This window comes from Streptomyces avidinii (genome assembly GCF_045161815.1).
In the GTDB taxonomy this organism is placed as follows: domain Bacteria; phylum Actinomycetota; class Actinomycetes; order Streptomycetales; family Streptomycetaceae; genus Streptomyces; species Streptomyces avidinii.
In genome coordinates this window covers 1598191-1617235 of sequence record NZ_CP108863.1, presented here as the reverse complement: position 1 = coordinate 1617235, position 19045 = coordinate 1598191, and the positions used below count along the sequence as shown (strand labels likewise).

13 protein-coding genes are annotated in these 19045 nt (G+C 74.7%); 11 read left to right on the top strand and 2 right to left on the bottom strand.

What is annotated here, in order from left to right:
* Positions 1–52 precede the first annotated feature (52 nt).
* From OG373_RS07290 to OG373_RS07250, 9 genes are all read left to right on the top strand, one after another.
* Positions 53–1645, top strand: a complete 1593-nt coding sequence (locus OG373_RS07290; RefSeq protein WP_405436816.1) for an argininosuccinate lyase — start codon at positions 53–55, stop codon at positions 1643–1645.
* Positions 1611–2585, top strand: coding sequence for a kinase (locus OG373_RS07285; protein WP_405436813.1), 975 nt, complete (start codon positions 1611–1613; stop codon positions 2583–2585). The genes OG373_RS07290 and OG373_RS07285 overlap by 35 nt, the downstream gene beginning before the upstream one ends.
* A 2-nt stretch (positions 2586–2587) precedes the next feature.
* Positions 2588–4855 (top strand): pyridoxal-phosphate dependent enzyme, encoded by a 2268-nt coding sequence (locus tag OG373_RS07280; protein ID WP_405436811.1) that lies wholly within the window; start codon positions 2588–2590, stop codon positions 4853–4855.
* A 76-nt stretch (positions 4856–4931) separates the two neighbouring features.
* Positions 4932–5156 carry an MbtH family protein gene (locus OG373_RS07275; RefSeq protein ID WP_405436809.1) on the top strand — a complete coding sequence of 75 codons (225 nt, stop codon included), beginning with the start codon at positions 4932–4934 and terminating at the stop codon, positions 5154–5156.
* The gene (locus OG373_RS07270; RefSeq protein WP_405436808.1) at positions 5149–6978 is read left to right on the top strand and encodes a condensation domain-containing protein; all 1830 of its coding nucleotides are present in this window, start codon (positions 5149–5151) and stop codon (positions 6976–6978) included. The genes OG373_RS07275 and OG373_RS07270 overlap by 8 nt, the downstream gene beginning before the upstream one ends.
* On the top strand, positions 6975–10184 hold the full coding sequence (locus OG373_RS07265) for a non-ribosomal peptide synthetase (RefSeq protein ID WP_405436806.1): 3210 nt from the start codon (positions 6975–6977) through the stop codon (positions 10182–10184). Before OG373_RS07270 ends, OG373_RS07265 begins: the two co-directional genes overlap by 4 nt.
* Positions 10185–10203: 19 nt before the next feature.
* On the top strand, positions 10204–13449 hold the full coding sequence (locus OG373_RS07260) for an amino acid adenylation domain-containing protein (RefSeq protein WP_405436804.1): 3246 nt from the start codon (positions 10204–10206) through the stop codon (positions 13447–13449).
* 97 nt (positions 13450–13546) lie between these two features.
* The gene (locus OG373_RS07255) at positions 13547–15085 is read left to right on the top strand and encodes an amino acid adenylation domain-containing protein (protein ID WP_405436802.1); all 1539 of its coding nucleotides are present in this window, start codon (positions 13547–13549) and stop codon (positions 15083–15085) included.
* 47 nt (positions 15086–15132) lie between these two features.
* Positions 15133–16434, top strand: coding sequence for an MFS transporter (locus OG373_RS07250; protein ID WP_397729447.1), 1302 nt, complete (start codon positions 15133–15135; stop codon positions 16432–16434).
* Here the strand turns inward: OG373_RS07250 and OG373_RS07245 are convergent.
* Positions 16428–16655, bottom strand: coding sequence for a response regulator transcription factor (locus tag OG373_RS07245; protein ID WP_030388977.1), 228 nt, complete (start codon positions 16653–16655; stop codon positions 16428–16430). The genes OG373_RS07250 and OG373_RS07245 overlap by 7 nt on opposite strands.
* A 245-nt stretch (positions 16656–16900) precedes the next feature.
* Here OG373_RS07245 and OG373_RS07240 point away from each other — a divergent pair, with 245 nt between their 5' ends.
* Together OG373_RS07240 and OG373_RS07235 are read left to right on the top strand one after the other, a co-directional pair.
* Entirely contained in the window at positions 16901–17959 is a 1059-nt protein-coding gene (locus tag OG373_RS07240; RefSeq protein ID WP_405436801.1) for a LuxR C-terminal-related transcriptional regulator, read from the top strand.
* Positions 17960–18057: 98 nt separating this feature from the next.
* Complete coding sequence (locus OG373_RS07235) at positions 18058–18570, top strand: hypothetical protein (RefSeq protein ID WP_405436799.1); 513 nt, start codon at positions 18058–18060, stop codon at positions 18568–18570.
* 100 nt (positions 18571–18670) lie between these two features.
* Here OG373_RS07235 and OG373_RS07230 read toward each other — a convergent pair whose 3' ends face one another.
* Entirely contained in the window at positions 18671–18928 is a 258-nt protein-coding gene (locus OG373_RS07230; RefSeq protein ID WP_405436798.1) for a hypothetical protein, read from the bottom strand.
* Between the last annotated feature and the right edge of the window lie 117 nt (positions 18929–19045).

Genomic DNA, 19045 nt, shown 5'->3' with positions numbered 1-19045 from the left:
CCGACGCGCCCCGCGCCCTGCGCCCCGCACCAGAACAGGAACGGAACACCACGTGACGAGCGATACCCCGGGGCCCGCCCCCGAGCTGAGCGGCCGCATCCGCGGCGGCCCCGGCGAACTCCTCCACGACGAAGTGCTCGCCCCGCAGTTCGGCTTCGAGTCCCGCCACCTGCTGCGCCACTACGTCGCCATCGAGAAGACCCTGGCCGCCGAGTACGTCCGCATGGACCTGATCACCGCCGAGGAGGCCCACCGGATCGCCGCCCTGCTGGACTCCGTCGGGCCCGACACCCTCAGCGCACAGCCCGGCGCCAACATGTCGGACATCGCCTTCGCCCTCGAACGGCACGTCGAGGCGGGCCTGCCCCACCCGGTCGTGCGCTGGCACGCCGACCGCAGCCGCAACGACCTCCAGGCCTGCGCCCAGGTGATGTACGGCCGCGACCAGCTCACCCGGTTCGCCGCGGCGCTCCTCGAACTCGGCTCCGCCGTGCACCGGCTGGCCGAGGAGACCTGTGACCTGCCCATGCCGGGCTACACGCACTTCCAGGCCGCCCAGATCATCACCCCCGGCTTCCACCTCGCCGCGCTCTCCGAGCACCTGCTGCACACCCACGCCCGGCTGCTGAACGCCTACGACGGCATCGACGCCTCCCCGCTCGGCGCCGGCGCCATGGCCGGGCAGGAACTGCCCTGGGACCGCGACCGGATGGCGCGGCTGCTCGGCTTCTCCCGCCCGCAGCCGCACGCCCTGACCGCTGTGGCCTCGCGCCGCTGGAGCGCCGAACTGACCGCGGAGCTCAGCCTGCTGGGCACGGCCCTGAGCCGCTTCACCACCGATCTGCTCACCTGGGGCGGCAGCGAGTACGGATTCATCGAACTGCCCGACGAACTGTCCGGCATCTCCTCCGCCATGCCGCAGAAGAAGAACTACCCGGTCCTGGAGCGGATCCGCGGGCGCACCGCCCACCTGACCGCCTTCCACTTCGACGTGCTCCTGGGCCAGCGCAACACCCCCTTCTGCAACCTCGTCGAGGTGTCCAAGGAGGCCGGCACCCACCTGCTGAACGCCTTCGACTCGGCCCACGGCACCGTCCGCCTCCTCACCGAGGTGCTGCGCAGGCTCACCTTCCGCGCCGAGCGCATGCGCCAGGTGTGCGAGCGCGAGTTCCTCGGCGGGTTCAGCCTCGCCAACGCCCTCTGCCTCACCGAGGGGGTGCCCTGGCGCACCGCCCAGGTCGTCGCCGGCAAGTACGTCGTGCTCGCCGCGACGGCGGGCGCCGCCCCCGCCCCGGGCGAACCCGCCCTGCTGGCCGAGGCGGCCGCCGGACACGGCATCACCCTCACCGACCCCGCCCGGCTCCTCGCCGAGGCCTTCGACGTCGACCGGGGCCTGGAGCGCATGGTGTCCGCCGGTTCGGCCCGCCCGGAGGCCGTGCGCGCGGTACTGCGCACCCAGCGGGAGACGTACGAACGGCTCGCCACCGACTGGGAACTGCGCGCCGCCGCGATCCGCGCGGGCGCCGAGGAGGGCGACCGCGCCCTGTACGGCGCGACCGGCCCCGCGGCCGGTACCGCGACGGCCACCGAGACCGAGGGGGAGGACGGCGATGGCACCCGCACCCGCGTACGGCACGCGCACTGACCCCGCCGGAGGGATCTCCACCGCCCTTGCCGGATCCGGCAGCGCCTTCGGCACCTTCGGTGAACTGCTCCAGGGCGCCCTGCCCCACCCGCAGGGCGACTTCCTGGTCACCTTCCCCCTGGCGCGCTGGGCCACCGCCGTCTTCCACCCCAGACCCGGCCGGAGCGACGTCCAGGTGCGGCCGGCGCACAAGGCCAAGTCCCGCCGGGTCGCCGAAGCCGTCCTGGCCGCCCTCGGCGCCACGGACGGCGGCCTGCTGGAAGTGGCCGGGGACCTGCCCGAGGGGAAGGGCCTCGCCAGCTCCTCCGCCGACCTCGTCGCCACCGTACGGGCCGTCGGCGCGGCCCACGGCCGCGCCTTCACCCCGGCCGAGACCGAGGACTTCCTGCGCGGCATCGAGCCGGCCGACGGGGTCATGTACGACGAGATCGTCGCCTTCCACCACCGTGAGGTGCGCCTCGGCCGCCGCCTCGGCGTGCTTCCCCCGCTCACCGTCGTCGCCCACGACGAGGGCGGCCAGGTGGACACCGTCGCGCACAACCGGGTCGCCCGGGCCATCGACGCCGCGGACCGCGAGGAGTACGCGCTCCTGCTGGACCGGCTCACCGCCGCCGTGGCCTGCGGCGACCTCCAGGAGGTCGGCGCCGTCGCCACCCGCAGCGCCGAGATGAACGCCCACCGCCGCCGGCGCGCCGGGTTCGCGGAACTGCACGCCCTGTGCCGCGAGGTCGACGGCCTGGGCCTGGTGCTCGCCCACAGCGGCACCATGCTCGGCGTCCTCCTGGAGGCCGGCGACCCGGCCCTCGCCGGCAAGACCGAGCACATCCGGGCCGGCTGCGCCGCCCTCGGCGGAGAGGTGTCCGTACACCGCTCCCTGGGCGGCGACGACAGCTGGAGCCCGACCGCCGCGCCCGTCCACCCCACCGAGCTGGAGATCTGAGCATGCTGTTCGACACCGTGACGGACGCGATCGGCGCCACCCCGCTGGTCCGGCTGCGCCTGGGCGAGGCCCGCGGCGTGGAGGTCTACGCCAAGCTGGAACTGCAGAACCTCTTCGCGATGAAGGACCGCGTCGCCCGCAACATCCTGCTGGAGGCCCGGCGGCTGGGCACCCTGAAGCCGGGCGCCCCCGTCATCGAGAGCTCCTCGGGGACCATGGCCCTCGGCGTCGCCCTCGTCGGCCGCTCCCTGGGCCACGAGGTCCACATCGTCACCGACCCGCGCATCGACCCCGTCACCCTCGCCAAACTCCGCGCCCTGGGCTGCCGGGTACACATCGTCGAGGCCATGACCAGCCACGGATGGCAGAGCGCCCGCCTGGAGCGGCTCGCGGAGCTGCTCGGCGAACTGCCCGGCGCCTTCTGGCCGCAGCAGTACACCAACCCCGACAACCCCGGCGCCTACCGCACCCTCGCCGGTGAACTCCTCGAGGACCTGGGCCGGTTCGACACCCTCGTCGGAGCCGTCGGCAGCGGCGGCTCCCTCTGCGGCACCGCCCGGGCCCTGCGTGCCGCCCTGCCCGCCCTGCACGTCGTCGGCGTCGACTGCGTGGGCAGCGCCCTCTTCGGCCAGCCCGACGTACCGCAGCGCCTGCAGAGCGGACTGGGCAACAGCCTGCTGCCCAAGAACCTGGACCGCACCCTCGTCGACGAGGTGCACTGGCTCAACGACCACGAGGCCTTCGCCGCGACCTGGGACCTCGCCCGCGAGCAGCAGATCTTCGGCGGCAACACCTCGGGCTCCGTCTACCGGGTCCTCACCGGCCTCGCCGAGCGCGCCGAACCCGGCACCCGGATCGTCGGCATCCTGCCCGACCGCGGCGACCGCTACGCCGACACCGTCTACAGCGACGAGCACTGGGACGCGAACCGGCTGCGCGAGGTGCCCACCGCCACCGCACCGGCCGCCCTCCACCCCGAGGGGACCGCCCGCACCTGGTCCACCCGCGCCTACAGCCCGCCCGCCGGGATCCGCCGGCACCTGCTGTTCGTGGAGTCCAACACCACCGGCACCGGCATGCTGGCCCTGGAGCGGGCGCGCGAACTGGGCACCGTACCCGTCCTGCTGACCGGCGACCCCGACCGCTACCGGGGACTCGCGGAGACCGGCGCCGAGGTGGTGCGCTGCGACACCAACTCCGACGCCGCCCTGCGCGCCGCCGTACAGGAACGCTTCCGCCGGGAGGAGATCGCCGGCGTCACCACCACCAGCGACTTCTACGTACCGGCCGCCGCCCGGATCGCCCAGTGGCTCGGCCTGCCCGGCAACCCGCCCGAAGCGGTGGCCGTCTGCCGCGACAAGTCCGCCCTGCGCGAGAGGCTGCGGACCGCGGGCGTCCGCCAGCCCCGGTACGCCCTGGTCCGCGAGCCGGACGGGGCCGCGGCCGCCGTCGCCCGCACCGGACTGCCCTGCGTGGTCAAGCCGGCCGACGACTCGGGCTCCACCAACGTCCTGCTCTGCGCCGACGAGGCGGAGGTCCGCGCCCAGATCAAGCGGATCCTCGCGATCGACACCAACGTGCGGGGCATGCCCACCGCCCGCACCGTCCTCGTCGAGGAGTACCTGGAGGCCCCGGAGTACAGCGTCGAGATGTTCAGCCAGGACGGGCAGGCCGTCTGCGTCGGCATCACCGCCAAGTCCGTGACCGCGACCCCGTACTTCGTCGAGCACCGGCACCTCTTCCCCGCCCCGCTGCCCGCCACCACCGCGCAGCAGATCACCGAGACGGTGACGGCGGCCCTGGACGCGGCCGGGATCCGGCTGGGAGCCACCCACACCGAGGTCAAACTGACCACGGACGGGCCCGCCCTCATCGAGATCAACCCCCGCCCGGCCGGCGGCATGATCCCCGAACTGATCCGGCTCGCCACCGGCGTCGACCTCCTCGGGGAGCAGCTCCGCGCCGCCCTCGGCCTGCCCCCGCACCTGAAGGCCGAGGAGGCCGGCCACGCCGGCATCCAGTTCCTCCTCGCCGACACCGACGGCACCCTCACCTCAGCCCACGGCGCCCGGGCCGCCGCAGCCGTCGACGGGGTCGAGTCGGTGCTGGTCACCGCCGCCCCCGGTACGCCCGTACGCAGGCCCCGCAGTGCCTCCGACCGGCTCGGGCACGTGATCGCCCGCCACCCGGAGCCCGCAGGCGTGCACACCGCGCTCGACACGGCGCGCGCCCTGATCCGCCTCGACATCGAGACCACGCACGGTTCCTGATCCACCGTCATCCCCCCCGCTTCGAGACGCGCCGTACGCCCCGTACGACCGCACCCGACCCGAAAGGCGAACCGCCATGAGCAACCCCTTCGAGAACGACAACGCCGCTTACGTCGTGGTCCGCAACGACGAGCTCCAGCACTCCCTGTGGCCCGCCGCCAACCCCGTCCCGGCCGGCTGGAGCGCGGTGCACGGCCCCGACGGCCGCCAGGCCTGCCTGGACCACGTGGAGCGCGTCTGGACCGACATGCGACCCGCCTCCCTGGTGGCCGCCCTCGCCGGGAACACGCCCCGTGGCTGAGACCGCCCACCGCACCGGGCGGCCGGCCGGGCCCGATCCCGTACGGATCCTGCGCGGCCTCTTCGCCGAGGTCCTCGGCCGGGGGGAGGTCGACGCGGACCACAGCTTCACCGGGCTGGGCGGGGACAGCATCCAGGCGATCCAGGTCGTCAGCCGCGCCCGCGCGGCCGGCCTCGTCCTCACCACCCGCGACGTGCTCCGCGCCGAGAGCGTGAACGCGCTCGCCGCCTCCGCCCGCGCCCACGGCCGGGTACGGGAGAGCGCCGGCCCGGCCGTGCCCCCGCGCCGGCTGGGCCCGCTGACCCCCACCCCGATCATGGGCTGGCTCGCCGAACTCGGCGGCCCCGTCGACACGTACAACCAGTCGCTCGTGCTGCGCACCCCGCCGGGCTTCGGGGCGGCGGACGCCGAACGCACCGTGCAGGCCCTCCTCGACACCCACGAGATGCTGCGGCTGCGGCTGCCCGACGGGATCGCTGCGGCCGGCGCCGAGCCGGTCGTACCCCCCGCGGGCTCCGTCACCGCGGCGGAGCTGCTGGACCACGTGGACGTCCGGGGCAGGAGCGACGGGGAACTGCCCGCCCTGACCCGGGAGCGGATGCGGGCCGCACGGCGGCTGCTCTCGCCCCGCGACGGCCGCATGCTGCGCGCCGTGCTCCTGGACCGGGGGGCCGGACAGCAGGGACGCCTCGCGCTCGTCGTCCACCACCTGGTCGTCGACGGCGTTTCCTGGCGCATCCTCCAGGACGACCTGCGGACCTGCGCGGCAGCCCTCGCCGAGGGCCGCCAGCCCGCACTGGAACCGGCCCACACCCCCTTCGCGCACTGGGCCGACCTGCTGCGCGCGGAGGCCACCTCCGGCCGCCGGACCGCCGAGGCCGACCGCTGGGCCGCCGCCCTGCGCGAGGCCCCGCAGGCCCTCGCCGGGGTCCGCGCGCCCGGCGGCCTCGACCCCGAGAGCCCGGAACACACCCTCACCCTCACCCTCGGTCCGGATGTCACGGGCCCCCTGCTCACCACCGCGCCCGGCCTCGTCAACGGCACCGTCAACGACGTCCTGCTGACCGCCCTCGCCCTGGCCGTGCTCGGCCGGCGCAGTGCCGACGGCGAGGTCGGGGGCCACGAGGAGGGCGACGGGGAGGGCCATGAGGAGGGCGACGAGGAGGGCGCCGTCCTCGTCGACGTCGAGGGGCACGGCCGGGAGGACATCGCCGACGGCACGGACCTGTCCCGCACCGTCGGCTGGTTCACCACCGTCTTCCCCGTCCGCCTCGCCCTCGGCCGCCCCGACCTCGACGAGGCCCGGGCCGGCGGACCGGCGATCGGGGCCGCGCTGCGCCTGGTCAAGGAGGAACTGCGCGCCGTACCGGACAAGGGCATCGGCTTCGGCCTGCTGCGCCACCTCAACTCCCGTACCGGACCGGACCTCGCCGCGCGCGGCATACCCCAGATCGGCTTCAACTACCTCGGCCGGTTCCCGATGGGCGGCGACGCGCCCTGGGACGCCGCACCCGGCCACGCCTTCGCCCTCGACGACGCCGACGACGGACTTCCGATGGCGCACGCCGTGGAGGTGAACGCGGCCGCCCACGAGGGCCCGGACGGCCTCACCCTCAGCGCCACCTGGACCTGGGCTGGCAACGCCCTCCCGGGGCCATGGGTCCACGACCTCGCACAGGAGTGGTTCACCATGCTGCGCGCGATCGTCACCCACGCCGCACGCCCGGACGCCGGCGGCCTGACCCCCTCCGACGTGTCCCTCACCCAGGTCAGCCAGGCCGACCTCGACACCTTCGAATCCCAGCTCGGAGCCCTGCTGTGATCCCTCTGTCCCACGCCCAGCAGCGGCTGTGGTTCCACGCCCGCGACGGCGCCGACGGCGCGCTCTACCACATCCCCGTCGGGCTCCGGCTCAGCGGCGCCCTCGACCGCGCCGCCCTCCGCGCCGCCCTCGCGGACGTGAGTGCCCGCCACGAAGCGCTGCGCACCGTCTTCCCCGACGAGACGGGCCGCCCCCACCAGCGGGTCCTGGACCCCGCGGACGCCGCCCCGGTGCTCACCGTCACCGACTGCCCGCCCGCCGAGTGCGCCGGGCGGGCCGCGCAGGCGTCGTCCCGGCCGTTCGACCTGCGGACCGAACCGCCGCTGCGCGCCGACCTCTTCACCGACGGGGACGAGGACCACTACCTGCTCCTGGTCCTGCACCACATCGCGGGCGACGGCCATTCCGTCAACATCCTCGTCCGCGACCTCGCCGCCGCCTACACCGCGCGGACCGCCGGCCGGCCGCCCGAGTGGCCCGAACTGCCGGTCCAGTACCCGGACTACGCCCTGTGGCAGCGCGAACTCCTCGGCCCGGCGCAGGATCCCGCCTCCCTGCACGCCCGGCTGCTCACCCACTGGGCGGCGGTCCTCGACGGCCTGCCCGACGAACTGCCGCTGCCCGCCGACCGGCCGCGCCCGGCCGTGGCCGGCCACCGGGGCGCGGTGGTGGAGGTACGCACCGACGCCGCCGCCCACGCGGGTCTGGCCGCACTGGCCCGGGACGGCCGCGCCACGCCGTTCATGGCCGTCCAGGCAGCCTTCGCGGTCCTGCTCACCCGCCTCGGCGCCGGCACCGACCTGCCGCTCGGCTGCCCCGTCGACGGCCGTGACGACGAAGCCCTCACCGACCTCGTCGGCCTCTTCGTCAACACCCTGATCGTGCGTGCGGACACCTCCGGCGACCCGACCTTCACGGAGGTGCTCGACCGGGTGCGCGCCGCTGCCCTGGCGACGTACGCACACCAGGAACTGCCCTTCGAATCGCTGGTCGAACGCCTCAACCCGGCCCGCTCGCCCGCCCGGCACCCGCTCTTCCAGGTCGCCGTCTCCGCCCAGCGCGGCGAGCCGCAGATCCCCGCCTTCGCGGGCCTGGCCGCGCAGGTGGAGGCGGTGCGCACCGACACCGCCAAGTTCGACCTCACCCTGGAGGTCGAGGAACTCCACGACCCGGTCACCGGAGCACCCGCGGGCCTGGCCCTCGGCCTGGAATACGCGAGCGATCTGTTCGACGAGGGGACGGCCCGGCGCCTCCTGGACCGGCTGGTCCACCTGATCGGCGCCGTTGTTTGCGAACCGGGGATCCCGGTCTCCGCACTCGACGTGCTGCTGCCCGGGGAGAAGGCCGACCTCCTGGAGCACTGGCAGGGCGCATCCACCGCCCCCGACGACCGCACCGTCCACCGGGCCTTCGAGGAGCGGGCCGCCGCCCACCCGGACCGGCCCGCCGTGCTCTGCGCGGGCCGCGGGACCACCTACGCCGAACTCGACGCGCGGGCCGAGCTGTTCGCGGGGCGGCTGCGCACCCTCGGCGTCCGCCCCGGCGAGGCCGTCGCCGTCCTCATGGACCGCTCGGCCGATCTGGTGGCCGCCTGCCTGGGCATCCTCAAGGCCGGGGCCGCCTACCTGCCCCTGGACGCCCGGGCCCCCGGCGCCCGTACCGAGGCCGTGATCGCCGCGTCGGGGGCCGTCGTCCTCGTCACCGACGTCCCGGAGGGCGAGCCCCTGCCGGCGGGCCCGCGCCACGTCCTGCGCCCGGACGCCGTCCCCGCCGAGGGGGCTGCGGAAGCCGCGACGGCCGGGCCGGCCGGACATCCCGACGCCCTCGCCTACCTGATGTACACCTCCGGCTCCACCGGCGCTCCCAAGGGCGTGGCCGTCTCCCACCGCGAGGTCGTCGCCCTCGCCACCGACCGGCGCTGGCGCGGCGGCGCGCACGAGCGGGTCCTGTTCCGCTCCCCGCACGCCTTCGACGCCTCCACCTACGAGCTGTGGGTGCCGCTGCTGAACGGCGGACTCGTCGTCGTGGCGCCCCCCGGCGACCTCGACGTCGACGGGCTGGCCCGGCTGATGACCGAGGAGAAGGTCACCGGGACCTTCCTCACCGCCACCCTCTTCAACGTCCTCGCCGACCGCTGCCTGCCCGCACTCGGCGCCCTGCACGAGGTGATGACCGGCGGCGAGGCCGCCTCCCCGTCCATGGTCCGCCGGGTCCGCGAGGCCTGCCCCCGCACCACCGTCACCAACGCCTACGGCCCCACCGAGACCACCACCTTCGCCGCGACCTTCGCCGTGGGCCCGGGCCAGGACGCCCCCGACGGGCAGGTCCCGATCGGCCGCCCGCTCGACGGCACGCAGCTCCACGTCCTCGACGACCGGCTCGGCCTCGCCGCGCCCGGCGTCATCGGCGAGCTGTACATCGCGGGCGCCGGACTCGCACAGGGCTACCTCGGCCGGGCCGCGCTGACCGCCGAACGCTTCGTCGCCTGCCCCTACGGCCCCCCGGGCGCACGTATGTACCGCACCGGCGACCTCGCCCGCTGGAACACCGACGGCCAGGTCGAGTACCTCGGCCGCGCCGACCGGCAGGTCAAGATCCGCGGGCTGCGCATCGAACCCGGGGAGATCGAGCACGCCCTGGCCGGCCACCCGGCGGTGGGCCAGGCCGCCGTCATGGTCTTGGACACGGCCGCCGGTCCCGCGCTCGCGGGCTACGCGGTCCCCGCCGAGGGAGCCCCCGCCCCCACCCCGCAGGAACTGCGCGAACACCTGCGCGCCCGGCTGCCCGACTACATGGTGCCCACCACCCTGACCCTGCTGGGCGCCTTCCCTGTGACGGCCAACGGAAAGACCGACCTGGCGGCCCTGCCCGCGCCGGACCCGGCGACGACCGGCGCCGCAGCGGCCCACCAGGAGCCGCGCACCGACGACGAGCGCGCCCTGTGCGCGATCTGGGAGCGGGTCCTGGGCGTCGGACCCATCGGCGTCCACGACAGCTTCTTCGACCTGGGAGGGCACTCCCTGCTCGCCACCCAGCTGCTCGCCGAGGTCAGGGCGCGGTTCGCGGCCGCCGTCGGCATCCGCCAGTTCTTCACCGGCCCCACCGTCGCCGAACTCGCTGCGGCCCTGCCCGCCGCCGCGGCCACCGGCGCCGGCGCCGAGGACCCGCCGATCGTGCGCCGGGCCCGCCGCACCCAGACCGCCTGACCACAGAAGGAACACCACCATGAACCACCCGCCGTCCGCCTCCGCGCCCACCCCCGCCTCCGCGCCCACCCCCGCTCCCGCCGCCGCCCGCTCCCTGGTCGAGGACGTCCTGCCGCTCTCCCCGCTCCAGGACGGCATCCTCTTCCACGCCCTCTTCGACGAGGACGAACGCGACGTCTACGTGGCCCAGTTGCTCCTCGACCTCGAAGGCCCCCTCGACGCGGACCGGCTGCGCGCCGCCGCGGACACCGTCCTGGGGCGGCACGCCAACCTCCGCGCCGGCTTCCTGCGCCGCGCCACCGGCGAACCCGCCCAGGTCGTCCGGCGCGGCGTACGGGCCCCCTGGCAGGAGGTGGACCTGACCGGGCTCGGCGCGAGCGACCGCGCCGCCGCCGTCGACACCGTCCTCGCCGAGGACCGGGCCACGCGCTTCGACCTGGCCCGGCCGCCGCTGCTGCGCTTCACCCTCATCCGCACCGGCCCGCTCTCCCACCGGCTGCTGCTGACCTACCACCACATCCTGATGGACGGCTGGTCCTGGCCGGTCCTGGTGCGCGAACTCCTCGCCCTGCACCACGCCGACGACGCGCCGCTCGGCCCCGTCACCCCGTACTCCGCCTTCCTGAGCCGGCTCCACAGCCGCGACACGACCGCCGCCCAGGACGCCTGGGCCCGCGCGCTGGACGGGCTGGCGGGCGGGACCCGCACCGCGCCCGTGTCCCCGCCGCCCGGCTCGGTCCTGCCCGACCGCGTCGAGACGTACCTTCCCGCGTCCCTGACCGAACGGCTGGGCGCGCTCGCGCGCGGCCACCGGATCACCTCCGGAACCCTGCTCCAGGGCGCCTGGGCGCTGCTGCTCGGCCGCCAGATCCGCTCCGAGGACGTGGTCTTCGGCGCCATCGTCAGCGGTCGCGACCCCGAACTGCCCGGCGTCGCCGACATCGTGGGCCTGTGCATCAACACCGTGCCGGTCCGCGTCCGCATCGACCCCGCCGAGTCCCTCGTCGCGCTGTTCGAGCGGCTCCAGGACGAGCAGGCACGGCTGATCGACCACCACCACCTGGGGCTGGTCGAGATCCAGCGCCTCGCGGGAGCGGGGGAGCTCTTCGACTCCTGTGTCGCCTTTCAGAACTACCCGGTCGACGCGGCCGGCCTCGCCGCCCTCGGTGCGGGCGGGCTCCGCGTCACCGGAGTGGACCCGTACGACGCCGCCCACTACCCGCTCTCGCTGACCGCCATCCCCGGCGACCGGCTGCGCCTGCAGATCGACTACCGGCCGGACGTCTTCGAACGGAACACCGCCCGGGCCCTGCTGGAGCGCCTCGCCCGGCTCCTGGAGGCCGTCGCCGAGGACCCGTCGTGCCCCGTGGGCACCGTGGACCTGCTCTCCCCGGCCGAACGCCACCGCGTCCTGGTCGAATGGAACGACACCGCGCGCGACGAGCAGTACGCGGAGGTCACCGAGCGCGTACGGCAGCAGGCCGAGCGCCGCCCGGACGCCGTCGCCCTCACCGACGACACCGGCCGCGAAATCGGCTACGCGGCCCTCGTCGCCCGCGCCGACGCCCTCGCCCTGGCCCTGCTCGCCGACGGGGTGCGCCCCGGCGACCTGGTCGCCGTACTCAGCGAGCCCACCGCCCGCGTCCCCGTCGCGATGCTCGGCATCCTGGGAGCCGGAGCGGCGTACGTCCCCCTCGACCCCGAGGGCCCCGTCACCCGTACCGCCGACCTCCTCGCGAGCGGCGGGATCGGTCGGCTGCTGGCCGCCCCCGAACAGCGCGCCCGAGCCGAGGAGATCGCCGCCGCGGTCCCCGGCGGTCTGCCCGTCCTGGTGATCGACGACGCGGCGGCGTCCGGCGAGCGCCCGGCGCCGGCCGGCGGACCCGACGCCCTCGCCTACGTCTGCTTCACCTCCGGCTCCACCGGCAAGCCCAAGGGCGCCATGGTCCACCGCCGGGGCATGAACAACCACCTCCTGGCCAAGGTGGAGGACCTCGGCCTGGGCGAGGGCGACCGCGTGGTGATGAACGCCCCGCTCACCTTCGACATCTCCGTGTGGCAGATGCTCGCCCCGCTGATCACCGGCGGCCGGGTCCACCTCGTCTCCCGGGACACGGCCCGCGACCCCGCCGCCCTCTTCGGCGACGCCGCCCACCGGGGGATCACCGTCCTGGAGACCGTGCCCTCCTTCGTCCGCGCCGCCGTCGACCTGTGGGACACCGGGGTGCTGCCGCCGGCCCTGCCCGAACTGCGCTGGTTCATCGTCAACGGCGAGGTCCTGCCGCCCGAACTGTGCACCCGCTGGTACGCGCGCCACCCGCAGGCCGCGATCGTCAACGCCTACGGCCTCACGGAGTGCTCCGACGACAACACCCACGCCTTCATCGGCCCCGACGTGCACGCCCAGCTGGAGCACGGCCGGCTGCCCGTCGGCCGCCCGCTGCGCAACAACACCCTCTACCTGCTGGACGCCGCGCTCGCGCCCGTGCCGCCCGGCGTGCCCGGCGAGCTCTTCATCGGCGGCACCGGCGTGGGCCCCGGATACCTGCGCGACCCCCGGCGCACCAGCGAGCGCTACGTCCCCGACCCCTTCCGCGCCGAGCCGGGCAGCCGCATGTACCGCACCGGCGACCTCGCCCGGATGCGGGCCGACGGCCAGCTCGACTTCCTCGGCCGTCAGGACCACCAGGTCAAGGTCCGCGGCAACCGCATCGAACTCGGCGAGGTGGAGACCGCGCTGCGCGCCGTGCCCGGCGTGGGCGAGGCCGTCGTCGCCGTCGACCGGGACCACGCCGGCCAGCAGCGGCTCATCTGCTACTTCACCGGAACGCCCACCGCCGAGGAGGTCCGCGCCGAACTGGGCCGGAACCTGCCCAACTACATGGTCCCGTCCCTCTTCCTGCACCTGCCGCACTTCCCCCTCACCGTCAACGGCAAGCTCGACCGCAAGGCGCTTCCCGACCCGGCCACCGTGCACCGCCCGGCCGGCCGGCTGCCCTCGACCCCCGAGGAGAAGACGGTCTGCGAGATCTTCGCCTCCGTCCTCGGACTCCAGGAGGCGGGCATGGACGACGACTTCTTCGCCCACGGCGGCCACTCCCTCCTCGCCACCCGGCTGACCGGCCGCATCGGCACCGAGCTCGGGGTACGCCTGGGCATCCGCGACCTCTTCGAGACGCCCACCCCGGCCGGCATCTCCGCCCGCCTGGCCGAGGCCGCCGCCGCACCCGCCCGCCCCGCCCTGCGCCCCCGCCCCCGCCCGTGACGGGGCCTGACCGCACCTGACCCGGGGCCCGTCCGCGCCCCGACCGCGCCTCGCCCCCGCGAAGAGCCCGCCCGCACCCCCAGGAGACACCACCACCATGAGCCCCACCGAGACCACCCCCGTGCCCCTGCGCATCGCGCACCGGGCCGGGATCGCACCCGAGGCCACCGCGGTCCGCGCGGCCGAAGGGGAGCTGACGTACCGCCAGCTCGACCGGCGGGCCCGCGCGGTGGCCGAGGAACTGCGCGCCGCCGGCGCCGGACCGGAGGACACCGTGCTCCTGGGGGTGCGCCGCGGCATCCACTGGGCGGTGGGGCTGCTGGGCATCTGGTACGCGGGCGCGGCTCCCCTCCTCGTCGACCTCGACGCCCCCGACGAGCGCCTGCGCACCCTGCTGGAGGCCGCCGGCACCCGGCACGCGGTCGCCCCGGACACCTACGCGGCCGCGATGCTGCAACGCCGCACCGGGAGCGAGCTGTTCTGGGCCTCCACGACCACCGCGGCCCCCACGGCGGCGGCGCCGCCCGCCGACATCGCCCCGGGCTCCCTCGCCTACGTGCTCTTCACCTCCGGCTCCACCGGGATGCCCAAGCCCGTCGCGGTCGGCCACGCCGGACTCGCCGCGCAGGTCCGCACCCTGGCCGAGCGCTACGGACTGACCGCCGGGGACGCGGTGCTGCAGTTCGCGGCCCCCGCCTTCGACGTCAGTCTGGAGGAGGCACTGCCCACCTGGTGCACGGGCGGCACGGCGGTCTTCGTCGCCGACAACGTCCTCTCGCCCGCCGAACTGGAGCCGTTCCTCGCCGAGCAGCGGATCAGCGTCGTCAACCTGCCCACCCCGTACTGGACACAGTGGGCCAAGGACCTGGAGCGCGCCCCGCGGCCCCTGCCGGACGCACTGCGGCGCGTGGTGATCGGCAGCGACGCGGGCCGGACCGCCGACCTGGTGACCTGGGCGGCCGCCGGCCACCCCCCGGTGGTCAGCTGCTACGGCCTCACCGAGTCCACGATCACCGCCACCTCCTACGAGCCCGGACCGGCGGAACTGGCCGGCTTCGCGGGCGACGAGCTGATCCCGCTCGGCGAACCGCTGGCGGGCGTACGCGCCTACGTCCTCGACGAGGAGCTGCGCGAGGCGGCCCCCGGCGTCCCGGGCGAGCTGTACCTGGCGGGCTCCTGCCTGGCCCGCGGCTACCACGGCCGGCCGGCGCTGACCTCCGAGCGGTTCGTCGCCGACCCGTTCGCCGGCGTCCCGGGCGAGCGCATGTACCGCACGGGCGACCGGGTGACCCGCGCACCCGGCGGCCCGCTCGTCTTCCTCGGGCGCGCCGACGACCAGGTCAAGATCCGCGGCCATCGCGTCGAGCTCAAGGAGGTGGAGGCGGCCGTGGCCGCCCACCCGGAGGTGGTCGACGTGGTGGCCCGCGCGGTCGCCGCGCCCGGCGGACCGCAGCTGGCCGCCTGGGCCGCCGTCACCCCCGGCAGCCCCCTGACCCCGGACGCCCTGCGCCGTCACCTTCTGGCCAAAGTGCCCGGGTACCTCGTACCGGCCGCCGTGACACTGATGGAGCGGCTGCCGCGGACCCCGGGCGGCAAGCTCGACCCCAGGGCGCTGCCCGTGCCCGCACCCCGATGAACCAGCGACCCGCGGACCCCGTCCGCACCCAGACAAGGAACGCACCCGTGTCCGTCACCACCGACGAGTCCACCGATTCCGTCCAGGCCGTGGAGCGCCGGCAGCGCAGGGACTTCCGTCTCTTCATGTCCTCGCACATCTGCAACGAGCTGGGCAGCAGCATCACGTACGTCGCCCTGCCGCTGATGGCGGTGCTCACCCTGGACGCCTCGGCGATGCAGGCCGGCCTGCTGGCCGCCGCGGAACACGCGGCGTTCCTGGTGCTGGGCCTGCCCGCCGGGGCATGGGTCGACCGGATGCGCAGGCGCCGCGTGATGATGGCCGCCGACCTGGCGCGCGCCGTCCTGCTGACGGCGTTGCCGGTGGCCTACCTGCTCGACCTGCACTCGATGCCGCTGCTGTACGTGGTCGCCCTGCTGCTGGGCTGCGCCCGGCTGTTCGGCGACGTGGCCGACCAGAGCTACCTGCCGACGCTCATCGGCAAGGACACCCTGATCGCGGGCAACTCGAAGCTGGAGACGGTACGTTCGGGCGCGGAGTTCGCCGGACCCGGCATCGCCGGCTTCCTGGTGCAACTGCTCGGCGCCGCCGGGACGCTGGCCGGCCAGGCCGTCACCTCGCTGGTCTCCGTGGTGCTGCTGGGGCGGATCGGCGCCCGCGAGGAGAAGCCGGAGCCCGCCCCGCGCCGCCACCTGCTGCGTGACATCCGTGAGGGACTGGGCTACGTCCTGAGCCACCGGATCCTGCGACTGATCGCCCTCAACACCGCTGCCGTGAACCTGTTCCTCAGCGCGGTGATGGCCATCGAGGTGCTCTTCCTGACCCGGACCGTGGGGCTGCCGCCCGCAGCCGTCGGCTGGGTGCTGACGACGGCCACGATCGGCTCGGTGCTCGCCGCCACCGTCGCGGACCGGGTGACCCGGGCCGTCGGCGCGGCCCGGCTCACATGGCTGTCCCTACTGGTGACCATGCCCTTCGGGCTGCTGCTCCCGCTCGCCGACAAGGACTGGCGGATCGGCCTGTTCGTCCTGGGGTCGTTCGTCCAGTCGGCCGGCGTCACCCTGTACAACATCTGCCAGGTCACCTACCGGCAGACCGTCTGCCCGCCGCACCTGCTCGGCCGGATGACCGCCACCATGCGCTTCCTGGTGTGGGGCGTACTGCCGCTGAGCGGCCTGCTGGCGGGGCTCCTCGGCGAACTGCTGGGCGTGCGGGACGCGCTGTGGGTGTGCGCCGCCGCCCTGTCGGTGGCCCCGCTGGTCCTGCTGTGCTCCCCGCTGCGCCGGATGCGCGAGTTCGAGGACGGGGCCCCGGGGTCCGGGGCCCCGGCCGGGCGACCGGCTCAGTAGCCCAGCCGGAAGGCGATGTGGGTGAGCTGGGTCCGGTTCACCGCACCGGTCTTGCTGCGCAGCCGCCGCAGGTAGGTGTCCACCGTGTGCGGGCTGAGCCCCATCCGGCAGGCGATCATCCGGTACGTGTGCCCCTGCGCGAGGTAGGCGAGGACCTCCTGCTCGCGGGGGGTCAGGGCGGGCAGTTCCGGTGCGGGGGCGGTGAGTGTGCTGTCCAGCATGTGGGGCTCCGGATTCCGGATCGATGGTGAAGGAGGAGCGGCAGGTACGGCACCCCGGGCGACGGTGCGATCACGCTGTGCGTGATCGCACCGTTTCGGTCGTCCGGGTCCTGAAGTGACCGGATGCCCTCCGCTGTTCGTCCTGTACAGGCTGGCGTGCTGCATATCCTGGCGCCAGGGGGCGGGCACCTCACCAAGGTGCCTGGCAGCAAAGCGACCCGGGGTGAAAAGTGCAAAGTGGGGCAATGCAAATATCTGATGTGGAGCCGGATCCGAATAACGCCGATGTTGACATCGATGTCTACGGCTGGGTGCTCGAACACCGCACGGTGGACGTGGACGAGGTGGCGGTCGGTACGGGGCGCGACGCGGACGAGGTCCGCCGCAGCGTGTCCCGCCTGCGCGCCTCCCGCCTGCTCCACGTGAGCCCGGTGGACCCGTCGGTCGCCTTCGCGGTGGCACCCGACACCGCGGCCGAGCAGCTCGTCGCGCCCCTGGAGGCGCAGATCCGCGAGCAGCAGCGGGAGATCAGCGGGATCCGCGAGGACCTGGGGCGCTTCCTGCCGCACTATCTGGGCCGCCGCTCCACGGGGGAGTCGCTGGAGGTCCTGGAGAGCCTGGAGGACGTGCGGGGGGCACTCAACCGGGCCTCGCTCAACTGCACCACCGAGATGCTCAGCTCGCAGCCCGGGGGCGGCAGCAGGGTGCCGGAGGCGATGCAGGAGGCGCTGCGGCGGGACGAGACGATGCTCCAGCGGGGCATCTCGATCCGTACCCTCTACCACCACACGGCCCGCTTCAACGGACCGAGCCAGGCCTACGTCGCCGCCACCTCCGTCCTGGGGGCGCAGTACCGCACGGCGCACGAACTGTTCGGCCGGCTGATCGCCTTCGACCGGGAACTGGCCTTCATACCCGTCGCCGACGGCAGCTGGGGCGCCGTGGTGATCCGCGAGCCGTCGACCGTCGCCTACCTGTGCAATATCTTCGACCAGACCTGGGACCTGGCCTCGCCCTTCTCGGCCGCGGCGGGCCAGGGGCTCGAAGAGGTGGCCCGGGAGATCCACGAGACGATCATCCGGCTGCTCGCGGCCGGGCTGAAGGACGAGGCCATAGCCAGGCGCCTGGGCATGTCGCTGCGCACGGCCCGGCGCCACATCGCCGACATCATGCAGGAGCTCGGTGCGGGCAGTCGCTTCCAGGCGGGGGTGGCCGCCGCCGCGCGCGGGCTGCTGGACCGGGGGGCCGACGAGGGCGCGGCCGAGGTCGAGGCGGGGGCGGACGGCACGGTAGCGCCCTCCTGACCTCGGTGTCACGCGTTCTCGTGGCTGTCGCAGGTGGCGGGCGTGTCGCATGCTGCTGGGATGGGAGCTGTCGAGTCGCCGAACAAGAGGGGCACGTAATGGACATGCCGGACGCAGGCTGCGAGCGGGGGACCCCGCACCTGCGGGAGATCGTCCTGTTCCTCTCGGTCCACCTGGACAGGGCGCCGGGTGTTCTGTGGCCCGAGTACGACAATCCGGCGTTCGGCGACGCCGATGACGCGGGCGCCCTTCCGGCGGGTGGCGGCGTACGGCCGGCCCAGGCGGACCGGTTCACCGCCGAACTGGGCGACCTGACGGGCCTGTCCGTCCGGCTGGACCGGGTGGAGACGCCCGGGTCCGCCCCGGGCGGGGGTCCGGACGCGGCCTGGACCGCGCAGCCCGAGGGCCGCGAGCACCTGCTGGTCCATCAGATCGCCGGCGCCGTGACCTGGCAGCTGACGGGGACCGGCGAGAGCGGCCGGCGGGAGTCCTTCCAGTGCCGGCTGCTGCCCGGCGAGTTGCTGTACGTACCGGCGGGGTGGTCGCGCCGGTACATCGACGCACACGGAGCCCAGTACGCCGTCGTCTGCCTCGGTCCGCAGGGCGGCTGACGGCGGCCCGGCCGCAGCGGCGGGCGAACAAAGGGGGGAGGGAGGATCGCGGTGCGATCCTCCCTCCCCCCTTTCGGCAGGCCCTCACGGGCCGGCCGGGTCAGCCGCCCCAGGAGCTGTCGGCCGTGTCGCGGTTCCGGTGGCCGAGGGTGCCCGTGCCCGCCGTGACCACCGTGCCGTTGGCCGTCACGATCCGGCGCGTCGGCTGGGCCGTGCTGCCGCCCTGGTCACCGGTGGTGGTCGCCGTGGTCGCGGTGGTCGCGGCCGAGGTGTCGTCGGCGGCCTGCGCGACGCCGGCCGCGGGCAGCAGCAGGGCGGACGCGGTCACGGTCAGGGCGATGGCGAAACGCTTGAGCATGGGATCCCCAGGATTACGAGCGGTCTGGTGGGGCGCGAACTGCTTCGTGGGCCGTCCGCGCCGGTCGGTGCAGGACCAACCTTGCCGTGCCCCGGGTGCTCCGGCGGTCGATCCGAC